Origin of the sequence: Sulfurivermis fontis, assembly GCF_004001245.1 — a bacterium.
GTDB lineage: Bacteria > Pseudomonadota > Gammaproteobacteria > Thiohalomonadales > Thiohalomonadaceae > Sulfurivermis > Sulfurivermis fontis.
In genome coordinates, this window is sequence record NZ_AP018724.1 from 2,142,217 (window position 1) to 2,154,571 (window position 12,355).

The 12,355-nt window shown below is 67.7% G+C and carries 13 protein-coding genes; 9 read left to right on the top strand and 4 right to left on the bottom strand.

The window, feature by feature from the left end; all coding sequences use genetic code 11:
• The first annotated feature begins 20 nt into the window (after positions 1-20).
• Together hypD and EP379_RS10855 are read left to right on the top strand one after the other, a co-directional pair.
• Positions 21-1,115: a hydrogenase formation protein HypD gene (gene hypD / locus EP379_RS10850; RefSeq protein WP_127477825.1), complete on the top strand. Its 1,095-nt coding sequence runs from the start codon at positions 21-23 to the stop codon at positions 1,113-1,115.
• 74 nt (positions 1,116-1,189) lie between these two features.
• Positions 1,190-1,705: a hemerythrin domain-containing protein gene (locus EP379_RS10855; protein ID WP_127477826.1), complete on the top strand. Its 516-nt coding sequence runs from the start codon at positions 1,190-1,192 to the stop codon at positions 1,703-1,705.
• Positions 1,706-1,821: 116 nt separating this feature from the next.
• Here EP379_RS10855 and EP379_RS10860 read toward each other — a convergent pair whose 3' ends face one another.
• Genes EP379_RS10860 through nfi form a run of 3 tightly spaced genes read right to left on the bottom strand, consistent with a single transcriptional unit; the run spans position 1,822 to position 4,624 of the window.
• Positions 1,822-3,510, bottom strand: a complete 1,689-nt coding sequence (locus EP379_RS10860) for an NAD-binding protein (RefSeq protein WP_127477827.1) — start codon at positions 3,508-3,510, stop codon at positions 1,822-1,824.
• Entirely contained in the window at positions 3,510-3,893 is a 384-nt protein-coding gene (locus tag EP379_RS10865) for a DUF6394 family protein (RefSeq protein WP_127477828.1), read from the bottom strand. The genes EP379_RS10860 and EP379_RS10865 overlap by 1 nt, the downstream gene beginning before the upstream one ends.
• On the bottom strand, positions 3,890-4,624 hold the full coding sequence (gene nfi / locus EP379_RS10870) for a deoxyribonuclease V (protein ID WP_127477829.1): 735 nt from the start codon (positions 4,622-4,624) through the stop codon (positions 3,890-3,892). Before nfi ends, EP379_RS10865 begins: the two co-directional genes overlap by 4 nt.
• An 80-nt stretch (positions 4,625-4,704) precedes the next feature.
• Between nfi and EP379_RS10875 the strand changes: the two genes are divergently transcribed.
• From EP379_RS10875 to EP379_RS10905, 7 genes are all read left to right on the top strand, one after another.
• A complete protein-coding gene (locus EP379_RS10875; protein ID WP_127477830.1) occupies positions 4,705-5,055 on the top strand; it encodes a thioredoxin family protein in 351 nt (116 codons plus the stop codon).
• A gap of 221 nt (positions 5,056-5,276) precedes the next feature.
• Positions 5,277-7,532, top strand: a complete 2,256-nt coding sequence (gene hypF, locus EP379_RS10880) for a carbamoyltransferase HypF (RefSeq protein WP_127477831.1) — start codon at positions 5,277-5,279, stop codon at positions 7,530-7,532.
• Entirely contained in the window at positions 7,529-7,999 is a 471-nt protein-coding gene (locus EP379_RS10885) for a nucleoside deaminase (protein WP_127477832.1), read from the top strand. Before hypF ends, EP379_RS10885 begins: the two co-directional genes overlap by 4 nt.
• Before the next feature lie 95 nt (positions 8,000-8,094).
• Positions 8,095-8,697, top strand: a complete 603-nt coding sequence (locus EP379_RS10890) for a TetR/AcrR family transcriptional regulator (RefSeq protein WP_127477833.1) — start codon at positions 8,095-8,097, stop codon at positions 8,695-8,697.
• A gap of 3 nt (positions 8,698-8,700) precedes the next feature.
• On the top strand, positions 8,701-9,897 hold the full coding sequence (locus tag EP379_RS10895) for an efflux RND transporter periplasmic adaptor subunit (RefSeq protein WP_197722775.1): 1,197 nt from the start codon (positions 8,701-8,703) through the stop codon (positions 9,895-9,897).
• Entirely contained in the window at positions 9,894-11,084 is a 1,191-nt protein-coding gene (locus EP379_RS10900; RefSeq protein ID WP_127477834.1) for an ABC transporter permease, read from the top strand. Before EP379_RS10895 ends, EP379_RS10900 begins: the two co-directional genes overlap by 4 nt.
• Position 11,085: 1 nt before the next feature.
• Positions 11,086-11,796, top strand: coding sequence for an ABC transporter ATP-binding protein (locus EP379_RS10905; RefSeq protein ID WP_127477835.1), 711 nt, complete (start codon positions 11,086-11,088; stop codon positions 11,794-11,796).
• Here EP379_RS10905 and EP379_RS10910 read toward each other — a convergent pair whose 3' ends face one another.
• Complete coding sequence (locus tag EP379_RS10910) at positions 11,797-12,333, bottom strand: CDP-alcohol phosphatidyltransferase family protein (protein ID WP_172600451.1); 537 nt, start codon at positions 12,331-12,333, stop codon at positions 11,797-11,799.
• Positions 12,334-12,355: the final 22 nt, after the last annotated feature.

Genomic DNA, 12,355 nt, shown 5'->3' on the forward strand with positions numbered 1-12,355 from the left:
GATTTTCGCGGTTTCCCGATATGACGCGTAGCGCCCGCGACTGGCTCGACCTGATCCGCGCCCTGCCGCTGACGGAGCCGGTGCGCATCATGAACGTCTGCGGCGGTCATGAACGCTCCATCACCACGGCCGGCCTGCGTGGTGTCCTGCCCCGCAACATCGAACTGATTCCCGGGCCCGGCTGCCCCGTATGCGTATGCCCGGAAGAGGCCATCTACGCGGCCATCCAGCACGGCCTGCGCGAGGAGGCCATCGTAGTGGCTTACGGCGACATGCTGCGCGTGCCGGTGAATGTGCCGAAGGACGAGGCGCGCTCGCTGGAACAGGCGCGCGCCCTCGGCGCCGATATCCGCCCCATCGCCTCGCCGCTCGAGGCGGCACGGATCGCCCACGACAATCCCGCTCGCCAGGTGGTATTTCTTGCCGCCGGCTTCGAAACCACCACCGCACCGCTCGCCGCCCTGCTGCAGGAGGGCGCGCCGGAGAATCTCCTGCTGGTGATGGCCGGCCGCCTCACCTGGCCGGCGGTGGCGATGCTGCTGGATTCCGAACAACCCGGCTTCGATGCCCTCATCGCCCCCGGCCATGTATCGGCGGTGATGGGTTCCGACGAATGGCTGTTCGTGCCGGAAAAACATGGCCTGCCGGCGGCGGTGGCCGGTTTCAGCCCGGAGAGCCTGCTCGCCGCCTTTTACGCCGTAATCCGGCAGAAACTGGACGGCAAGGCCGGCCTGGCCAATTGCTATCCGGAGGTGGTCAGACCACAAGGCAATGTCGCCGCACGGCGCCTGCTGGCGGCCAGCTTCGACATCGGCGCCGCCCCCTGGCGCGGCATCGGCAACATCCCCGCCTCCGGCTACCACCTCAAGGGCGCGCTGCGCCGCCACGACGCCCGCGAACACCTGCCCGATCACGGCGCCGCACTGCGCCGCCGCGCCGGCGAGATGCCGCCCGGCTGCGACTGTGCCCGCGTGGTGCTGGGCAGGATCCCCCCCACCGCCTGCAAGCTGTACGGCCAGCCCTGCACCCCGCGCAGTCCCATCGGCCCCTGCATGGTGTCCGACGAGGGTGCCTGCCGCATCTGGTGGTCCGCGGGAACGGGCTCTGCATCTTGATCCAAATCAAATACACGCACACATCGAACGGCTATTGATCTCCCTCCACACGACACAACTCAGGAGGAGAGACCATGTTCGACTTTTTCAAAAAGAAGGGGGAGAGCAAACAGGACGCGCCTGCGGCGGCGACGCCGCAATACAACACCGCCCCCGGCACCGAGATCCGCTATCACCCCGAGCTGATAGACCAGCTGAAGTCCGACCATCAGGCCCTGCTCGGCCTCTATGGCGAAATCAAGGCCGCCTTCGATGAAGGCGACTACGCCGCGGTGTCGCAGAAACTCGACGCCTTCCGCAGCGGATTGCAGAGCCACCTGCTCACCGAGAACGTGCGCCTGTACATCTATCTGGACCGCTGTCTGGCCAACGACGAAACCAATTCCGAACTGATCCGCGGTTTCCGCCGCGAGATGGACGGCATCGCCAAGGTAGCGATGAACTTCCTGAAGAAATACGAGGCCATCGGTGTGGACAAGGAACTGGCCGGGGCCTTCGCCAAGGACTTCGCCACCATCGGCCAGGTGCTGGGACAACGCATCCAGAAGGAAGAGCAGGTGCTGTATCCGCTGTACATGCCGCAGTACTGAGCAGGTACGGGAGGCGGGATACGCGGGACGAAATACCAAACGGTCTGGTGTCTGAGCGCGAAACAGGGCGCACGAACCAAAACCGTTGTGCCTATCTCGTACCTCGTATCCCGTCCCTAACCCCTCGCCCGCAGGGCCTTCCACACCCAGCCGGCGGGGCGCTCCTCACCGCTGAGGACGTAGCGCAGCACGTTGTCGTTGAGTGTGGTGCGGGCCATGCGCTCCGCCACACCGCTGCGGCCGCAGAACAGCAGGCGATCGCCGCTGCGCAACACGACATCCCCCGTCGGCATCAAGCGTGTCTCCCGCCCGCGCTGCAATAACAGCGCGATGGCGGGCAGCGCTTCGTCGCGCGCACGCGGATCGCGCATGATCTCGCCCAGGCGCACATCGCCGGCCGCCAGTGCCCGCAGCAGGGCAGGCGCCTCATTGCCGTCCAGCGTCAGCGTCCACACCGCGGGAACCACCTCGCCGGTCACCGCGCTGATGCGGCTCACCACCTCGTTGGCCCAGTCGTTGCTCTGCGCGCGCGCCTGCTGCAGGAATACCGGCAACAAGGGGGTGGTGAGCTGGGCCAGGATGTCCTCGGCGATGATCTCGCTGCGGTGCATCACCAGATCGAGCCTGGCGGCCTTGAAGATGGCGTCGTTGTCATGCCGGTTCTGCCGCGCCACCATGAACAACTTGGGATTGAGTTCCGCTGCCGTCATCACGATGGACAGATTGTTGGCATCGTTGTCGGTGCCGGCGACGATGCCCACCGCCTCGTCGATTCCGGCGGCCTGCAGCGTTATCGCCTCCGTGCCGCGGCCGATGATGCAGCGATCGGCGCAGCCGGTGCGCTGCGGGTCGGCCTCGACGATCACGACCTCGACTCCTTCACCCACCAGACTTTCGTGCACCGCCTTGCCGAAGCGGCCGTAACCACACAACACCCACTTGCCGTGCGGCGGATACAGCGGCTCCGACAGCGGCATATTGGGTACCGAGGTCAACCATTCATAGAGCAGATGGGTCCCCGGCGAGTGCAGCGCCAGCCCCAGCCGATCGCCGAAGGTATCGAAGGGGTTGATAATGTAATCGGTGCCGAAGGACGCCATGTTGTTCTGCACATCGCGCGTCTCGGCGCGGCAGATCACCGGCAGCGGCCGGTTGAGCAGTTTGCTGGTGATGGCGATCTTCAGGTTGGCCTCGTCGTCGTCGGTGAGCGCCACCACGCCGCGGCAGTGATGGTGGAGCAGGCCCGCCATGGTGAGGTAGGACGACAGGCTGGCGTCGGCACACAGGCCAGGCACATACATGCCCATATCCTCCAGCTCCAGGTCATCGATGCGGTCAGGATTGCGGTCGATGACCACGGCGCGGATGTTGCGCTGCGCCAGGGCACGCACCAGCAGGCTGCCGGTGTCACCATAACCACAGATGATATAGAACGGCTCGCGCAGGCGGCGGATGCTGCGTGCAAACGCCTGCTCGATCACCGCGCGCTTGAAGGCCGGCTCCTGCAACAGGGTGAGGATCTTGCCGATGGCATACAGCCAGGCGATTACAGACAGATAGATGGAGACGATGGTCCACATGCGCTGCGCATCGGTGAAGGCATGGGGCACTTCACCGAAACCGATGGTCGTCGCCGTATAGCTGATGACATAGAAGGCATGGAAAAAGCCCATATGCCAGGGCCGGCCCTGATCGTCCACACCGGGGATCAGCACCAGGCCCAGCACGGCGATGGTGTAGGCGGCGATCAGCACCAGCAGCGGCGCACGCATGCGCCGCAGGAACAGGAAGATGACCTTGTCCATCAGCGCCGCAGGTTGGTGGTTTCGATGATCAGCAGCACCACCGAAACGATGTTGGCCAGCATGGCGCCGCCGGCGAGGGAAACGATGCTGCCCATCACCATCGAATCCAGGCCGGTGCCGCTGACATGCTGGGCATAGCCCCAGACGACTGCCGCCGCCAACAACTGCAGGTCGGCCACCAGCGACGAGGCCAGCAGCAGCGCGCCCATCTGCGTGCGATCGCCGAACTTGAGCACCGTGGCGATCAGGTTGACCACGATCACCGCAAACAGCTCATAGACGTTATGGTGATCGGGGTTGTCGAATTCGCCGATGAAGAAGCCGAAGTTCAGGGTCAGCGCCAGAATGATGAAGAAACCGAAGACGACCTTTTCCAGGTTCATGAATTATTCTCTCCCGTTGGCAATGGCACTGATTGTAGGCACGAATCCGCGCCGTCGACAAACTGTGCCACCGAGGCCAGATGATGGGCCTGGCGCGTGGTCTCCGGCAAACGATAGCGCCCGGTGCAGGCCAGGGTGTAGTACACGGCGGTGGGCAGGCTGATGCGGTGTCCGGGCGAGACGAACAGCGGCTTCACGCCGCGCCGCGTGCGCAGCACGGCACCGATGATTTCCCCACCGTCACGTAGCGGCACCCAGGCACCGCGCTGATCGGGCAACTGGCCGAAGGTACCCAGCAGCCGGCTCTTCGCCACGCCGATGGCCGGCACGTCGCACAACACGCCGAGATGGGCGGCGATGCCGAAGCGGCGCGGGTGGGCGATACCCTGGCCGTCGCACAGCAGCAGATCTGGCCGCCCGCGCAGTCGCGCCAGCGCCTCCAGCACGGCCGGAATCTCGCGGAAGGACAGCAGGCCCGGTACGTAGGGGAAACCGGTGGGACGGCGCGCGATGGCGTATTCCATGAGTTCCAGCTCGGGATAGGACAACAGCGCCACCGCGGCGCGCGTGATGGTGTTGTCCTGCTCGAAACCGACGTCGACACCGGCCACACAGCGCACCTCGCCCAACCGGTCGCGCAGCACCACCCTGCCGCGCAGCGACTCCTGCAAAGCCCGCGCCGCCGCTGGCGTCACGTCCCAGGCATGATTGAGCAGCGGCGTCAGGCCCATGGCCGGCGCCGGTTGCAAAGCAGGCAGGGGATGCGCAGAATGGCGCGCTGCACGTTTTCACCCCGAACTGGCGAATAATCATGACTGGACATAATCCGTACATCTTCGATGTGATGCAGGAGGACTTCAAGGACAAGGTGCTGGAGGCTTCGCACCGGCAGCCGATCCTGCTCGACATCTGGGCCGAGTGGTGCTCCCCCTGCCTGGCCCTGGCGCCGGTGCTGGACAAGGTGTTGCGTGAATACGCGGGCAAGGTGCTGCTCGCCAAACTGGATGCCGACGAAGGCGAGAACATGAAGATCGCCGGCCACTACAAGGCGCGCGGCTTCCCCACCGTGATCCTGTTCAAGAACGGCGCCGAGGTGGATCGCTTCACCTCCGCGCGGCCGGCACCCTTCGTGCGCGAGTTTCTCGATCGCCACATCGCCTAGGGAAGCTCTGAATAAGTTCAGAGCTTCCGCGGCACAGGGATGTGCCGCCATTTTTCAACGACGATAAGCCGTTGAAAAATGAAGCCGAGCGAAAATCACACTTTTCGCTGGCGTGGTCTGAGAAGTCCAGGATGGACTTATTCAGACCTTCCCTAGTTCCGGGTTTCGCCCGGGACGACGGGAGGCTTGCAACCCGCGGCCCGAAACTCGAAACTCGGCACATGCCTTCCCTGCGCCTGATCATCGGCGGCCACGTCCAGGGCGTCGGCTTCCGCCCCTTCGTCTACCGCCTCGCCCGCAGCCACGGCATCGGCGGCTGGGTGCGCAATCGCAGCGGTGTGGTGGAAATCCTGGCACAGGGCGAACCGGCCGTACTCGATGCCTTCATCGCAGCGCTCATCGATCAGGCGCCGCCGCTGGCACAGCCCGCACTCCTCCACCGTATGGAGGCCGCCGACGCATCGCCACACAGCGGCTTTGCCATCCTGCCCAGCGATGCCGGTGACCCGCCGCAGATCCATGTGCCGCCCGATTACTTCGCCTGCGCCGACTGCCTGGGCGAGATGCGCGACCCGCAGGACCGCCGTTACCGCTACCCCTTCATCAACTGCACCCAGTGCGGCCCGCGTTACACCCTCATCGCGCGCCTGCCCTACGACCGCCCCAACACCTCGATGGCGGGATTCCCGCTCTGCCCGGCCTGTCGCGCCGAATACGAAAACCCCGCCGACCGCCGCTTCCATGCCGAACCGATCGCCTGCCCGCAGTGCGGGCCACAGCTGGAGTTCGTGCACGAGGCGGACACCATTACCGACAACGAAGCCGCCCTGCGCGCCACGGTGAGCGCGCTGCGCGCCGGCGCCATCGTCGCGGTAAAGGGCGTCGGCGGCTATCACCTGCTGTGCGACGCGAGCAGTGATGCGGCGGTGCAGCGCCTGCGTTCGCGCAAGCAGCGGCCGCACAAGCCGCTGGCGGTGATGTTTCCGCAGCAGGGCAGGGACGGCCTCGACCTGCTGCGCACGCAACTGGAGCCAACCGCAGACGAGGCCGCCCTGCTGGGCTCGCCGCAGCGCCCCATCGTGCTGTGCCGCCGCCGCGCCGACAGCACCCTGGCCCCCGCCCTCGCCCCTGGCCTCGACGAAATCGGCGCCCTGCTGCCCTACGCGCCGCTGCATCACCTGCTGCTGGACGATTTCGGCGGCCCGCTGGTGGCCACCTCGGGCAACATCAGCGGCGAGCCGGTGCTGACCGACAATGGCGAGGCCGCCCGCCGTCTGGCCGGGATCGCCGACGCCTTCCTGCACCACGACCGCCCGATCCTGCGTCCCGCCGATGACCCGGTCTGGCGCAGCAGCCGCGGGACACCTCGCCCGCTGCGCCTCGGCCGCGGCAATGCCCCTCTGGAATTGCCGCTGCCATTGCGCCTCGACGCGCCGCTGCTCGCCGTGGGCGGCCACATGAAAAACAGCCTCGCCCTGGCCTGGGAGGATCGCATCGTGATCTCGCCACACATCGGCGACCTGGACGCCCCCCGCGCCCTCGCCGTATTCGCCCAGGTGGCCGCCGATCTGCAACAGCTGTACGGCGTGCAGGCACAGCGCCTCGTCTGCGATACCCATCCGGGCTACGCCAGCAGCCGGTGGGCCCGGCAAAGTGGCCTGCCCGTGCAGGCGGTGCAGCACCACCACGCCCATGCCGGCGCCCTCTACGGCGAACATGCAGGCCGCGGCGACTGGCTGGTGTTCACCTGGGACGGCACCGGCCTGGGCAGCGACGGTACGCTGTGGGGCGGCGAGGCCCTGTGCGGCCGCCCCGGCCACTGGCAGCGCGTCGGCAGCCTGCGCCCCTTTCATCTGCCCGGCGGCGACCGGGCCGGCCGCGAGCCCTGGCGCGCCGCCCTGGCCCTGCTGTGGGAGTGCGGCAAGGAGGCGCCGGACTTTCATCCCGACCAGGCCCTGCTGCAACACGCCTGGCAGCAGCGCCTCAACACACCGCAAAGCTCCGCCGCCGGCCGTCTGTTCGACGCCGCCGCGGCCCTCACCGGCCTGTGCCGCCAGGCCAGCTTCGAGGGCCAGGGACCGATGCTGCTGGAGGCCATCGCGCCGGGGGATGCCACACCCGTCACCCTGCCGCTGTACGACGACAGCGGGGTACTGCGCATCGACTGGACGCCGCTGCTGCCCATGCTGCGCGACGATGCGTTGCCCACCGCTGTGCGTGCCGGCATCTTCCACGCCAGCCTGGCCGCCGCCATCGCCGCCCAGGCGCAGGCCCTGCGCCGGAGCCATGACTTCACCACCGTCGCCCTCGGCGGCGGCGTGTTCCAGAACCGTCTGCTCACCGAGCTGGCCGCCGCCGCCCTGGAGGCCGTCGGCTTCACCGTGCGCCTCGCCACCCGACTCCCCTGCAACGACGGCGGACTGTGCTACGGCCAGGTCATCGAGGCCGCCGCCCACGACCAAGGACTCACAGCATGACCGACACCCTCGACTACGCCGCCCTGCTCGCCCCCGCCCTGGAAGAGGCCCGCCTCGGCTTTGCCGAGGGCGGCGTGCCGGTGGGCGCCGCCCTGTTCGACGCACAGGGCACCCTGCTCGGCCGCGGCCGCAACCGCCGCGTGCAGGACAACGACCCCTCGGTGCATGGCGAGACCGACGCCTTCCGCAAGGCCGGGAGACAAACCAATTACCGCGACAAGATCCTGGTCACCACCCTGGCCCCCTGCTGGTACTGCTCGGGCCTCATCCGCCAGTTCCACATCGGCACCGTGGTGGTGGGCGAGGCGGAGAATTTCAGCGGTCATCTGGACTGGCTGCGCGCGGCCGGGGTGAAGGTGGTGGTACTGCACAACGCCGAATGCATCGACCTGATGCGCCGTTTCATCCGCCAGTCGCCGGAGATCTGGAACGAGGACATCGGCGAGTGCGACTGCGACGGCCACTGACACTCGCCACGACACCCAAATAACCGACCTGACTGCCTTGACATGGCCGCGCCCCTGAAAGATAGTAATCGAATACTATCTTCCCCAGGCGCGCCATGGAAGCCCATCCCAAACACCTGCCGGCGGACGAGCGCCGCGCCGCCACCGTCGAGGCGGTCGTCGAGCTGGCGGCCCGGCAGAACCCCAGCGAGATCACCACCGCCGCCATCGCCAAACACATGCAGCTCACCCAGGGTGCCCTGTTCCGCCACTTCCCCAGCAAGGAGGCCATCTGGCAGGCGGTGATGGAGTGGGTGACCGAGCGCCTGCTGGCGCGGCTGGAGCGGGCGGCACAGTCCGCCGCAACCCCGCTGGCACGCCTGGAGGCCATGTTCATGGCCCACATCGACTTCGTCGCCGAACATCCCGGCGTGCCGCGCATGCTGTTCGGCGAGCTACAGCGCGCCGGCACCTCCCCGGCCAAGCAGATGGCGCAAACGCTGGTGCGCCGCTACGGCGAGCGCCTCGCCGCCGTCCTCGCGGAAGGCAAGGCACAGGGTGAACTGGACCCGGACCTGGACACCGCCGCCGCCGCCACCCTGTTCATCGGCACCATCCAGGGCCTGGTGATGCAGTCGCTGCTCGCCGGCGACGTGGAGCGCATCCACGCCGACGCCCTGGGCGCCTTCGCCATCTACCGCCGCGGCATCGGGAGATAAGCCATGAAAAGACGCCTGTCCATGAATGGCCGCCGCCTGGCGCTGCTGGCGGTGTTGTTGCCCCTGGCGGGACTGTTCGTCTGGGTGGTGACCCGTGCCGGTCCCCTGGCACCGGTGCCGGTAGTGGCAGCCACCGTCGAGGAGCGTGCGCTCACCCCGGCCCTGTTCGGCATCGGCACGGTGGCCGCACGCTACACCTACCGCATCGGTCCCACCGCCGCCGGCCGCGTGCGGCAGGTCAATGTGGAGGTGGGCCAGCATGTGCGTGCCGGCCAGGTGCTGGGCGAAATGGACCCGGTGGACCTGGATGAGCGCATCGCCGCGCAGCGCGCGGCGCAGCTGCGCGCCAAAGCCAACGTCGCCGCCGCCGAGGCGCAGGTGGCGGATGTCAGCGCGCGGCGCGCCTACGCCGCGGCCCAGGCCGAGCGCTATGAGCAACTGCTGCGCGCCAATACCGTCAGCGCCGACGCGGCGGAGGCGAAGCGGCAGGAATTGCAGGTGGCCGAGGCCGGCCTCGCCGCCGCCCGCGCCAACCTGGAGGCAACACGGCAGGAGCTGGGCCGGGTGCAGGCGGAACATGATGCCCTGGTACAGCAGCGCGCCAATCTGCGCCTGCTGGCGCCGGTGGACGGGCTGGTCACCGCCCGTGCCGCCGACCCCGGCACCACGCTCATTGCCGGCCAGCCGGTGGTCGAGCTGGTGGACCCGGCCAGCCTGTGGGTCAACGTGCGCTTCGATCAGCTGCGTGCCGCCGGCCTGCGCGCCGGGCTGCCGGCGCAGGTAGTGCTGCGCTCGCAGGCCATGCAACCGCTGGCCGGCAGGGTACTGCGCATCGAGCCGCTGGCCGATGCGGTCACCGAGGAGTTTCTCGCCAAGGTGGTGTTCGACATCCTGCCGGACTCCCTGCCGCCCATCGGCGAACTGGCCGAAGTGACGGTGGCACAGACGGCCCTGCCGCCGCTGCCGGTGGTGCCGGCGGCCGCCGTGCAGCGCGTCGACGGCCGCCTCGGCGTGTGGCGCATCAGTGACGCGACACTGGTATTCACACCGGTCGAACTGGGCGCCGGCGATCTCGACGGCTGGGTGCAGGTGCGCAGCGGACTGCGTGCCGGCGAGCGCGTGGTGGTCTACAGCCAGCGCGCCCTCGCCGCCCATCACCGCATCGAGCTGGTGGATCGCCTGCCCGGGGTGCGTACGTGATCAGCCTGGCCGGCCGCGACATCCTGCATGCCTGGGGCAAGTTCGTCTTCACCGGCATCGGTCTCGGCCTGCTCATCGGCGTCACCCTCACCATGGCCGGCGTCTACCGCGGCATGGTGGACGACGCCCGGGTGCTGCTCGACAACAGCGGCGCCGATCTGTGGGTGGTGCAGCAGGGCACCCTCGGCCCCTACGCCGAATCCTCCAGCCTGTACGATGACACCTGGCGCGGCATCCTCGGCATGGATGGCGTGGTGCGCGCCGCCAACGTCACCTACCTCACCATGCAGGTGCGCCACGGTGAGCGCGACGTGCGCGCCATGGTGGTGGGCGTGGTGGCCGGCACCGGCCAGCCCGGGCAGCCCGGCTTTCTCGTCGCCGGCCGCCACCTGACCCGCGGCCACTACGAGGCGGTGGCCGACGTGGCCACAGGCCTGCAGCTCGGCGAGCGCATCCAGATCCGCCGCAACCACTACACCGTGGTCGGCCTGACCCGGCGCATGGTGTCGTCCAGCGGCGACCCGATGATCTTCATCCCGCTGAAGGACGCCCAGGCGGCGCAATTCCTCAAGGATAACGACGCCATCGTGCGCAACCGCGCGCGCACCGCCGCCAACCCGGCCTTCGCCGCATCCGGCGTGCTCGATGCCGTACTCGCCGCACAGGGCAGCAACCCCTACGTCAACGCCGTGCTGGTGCAGATCGCGCCGGGCCGCGACCCCGAAGAAGTGGCCGAGCCGATCCGCCGCTGGAAACGCCTCACCGTCTACACCCGCGCGCAGATGGAACAGATCCTCATCGGCAAGCTGATCGCCACCTCGGCAAAACAGATCGGCATGTTCCTGGTGATCCTCGCCATCGTCAGTGCGGCCATCGTCGCCTTCATCATCTACACCCTCACCCTGGGCAAGATCCGCGAGATCGCCGTACTGAAACTCATCGGCACGCGCAACCGCACCATCGCCGGCATGATCATGCAGCAGGCCGTCGGCCTCGGCCTGATCGGCTTCGTGGTGGGCAAGGTAGCCGCCACCTTCTGGGCACCGTTCTTCCCCAAATACGTGCTGCTGGAAAGCGGCGACGCCCTGCGCGGTTTCATCGCCGTGGTGGTGATCTGCATCCTCGCCAGCGTGCTCGCCATCCGTGCCGCACTGAAAGTCGATCCCGCGGAGGCCATCGGTGGCTGAGATGGAAAAAACCGGTATCCGCATCACTGGCCTGCGCAAGCGTTACGGCGAAGGCGACACCGCGGTGGACGCGCTGAAGGGCGTGGACATGCAGGTGGCGCCAGGCGAGGTGGTCGGCCTCATCGGCCCCTCCGGTTCCGGCAAGAGCACCCTGCTCAAATGCCTCGGTGCGGTGATCGAGCCGACCGCCGGGCGCATGACCCTCGGCAGCGAAGTGATCTACGACGACCGCTGGAACATCCCCGACCTGCGCGCCCTGCGCCGCGACAAGATCGGCTTCGTGTTCCAGGCGCCCTATCTGATCCCGTTTCTCGACGTCACCGACAACGTGGCCCTGCTGCCCATGCTGGCCGGTGTGCCCAACGGCGAGGCGCGCAAGCGCGCGCTGGAACTGCTGGCGGCGCTGGACGTGGCGCACCGCGCCCGCGCCATGCCGGCACAACTGTCCGGCGGCGAGCAGCAGCGCGTCGCCATCGCCCGCGCCCTGGTCAACCGCCCGCCGGTGATCCTCGCCGACGAACCCACCGCCCCGCTGGACAGCGAACGCGCCCTCGCCGTGATCCGCATCCTCAACCAGATGGCACGGCAGTTCGACACCGCCATCATCGTCGTCACCCACGACGAGAAGATCATTCCCACCTTCCGGCGCATCTACCACATCCGTGACGGCCGCACCCACGAGGAGGCCGGTGCAGCAGCGCCACTGGAGTGATCAAACCTGCCAATAGCTGCGGATGTTCGAGCGCAGCGTGCGCAACCTGAGGGTGATGGCAATCTCCTCCAGCGCGGCATAGGCACACACCGCTGTCGCCAGGCGCAGTGGCCAACCGAGATCGAACAACAGCAGGCCGATGACGCCCGCCGCAGTCACCACCGCCGCCACCTTCACCGCCCGGGTGTGGTAGCTGGGCAACTGGCGGAATTTGATGAATCCGATCAGCGCAGGGAGCAGATAACTGGTGATGATGGCCACGATGGCGACGCCTTCCCCGCGCAGGCGCTCCGGCCACAACCACCAGGCGCCGAGGCTGAGTGCGGTATAGAAAGCGAGATCGCCCCAGCTGTCCAGGCGCGCGCCCAACGCGGTGCACTGGTTCAGGCGCCGCGCCAGCCAGCCGTCCAGGGCATCGGTGGCCCAGGCGCCGAGCATCAGCAGCAGAAAGGCATCGTGCAGTCCATGCCAGGCGAACCACAACATCAGCGGCGTTGCCAGCAGGCGCAGCAGACTCAACAGGTTGGGAAGATTCATCGCCGTCGCATCCATAACACGC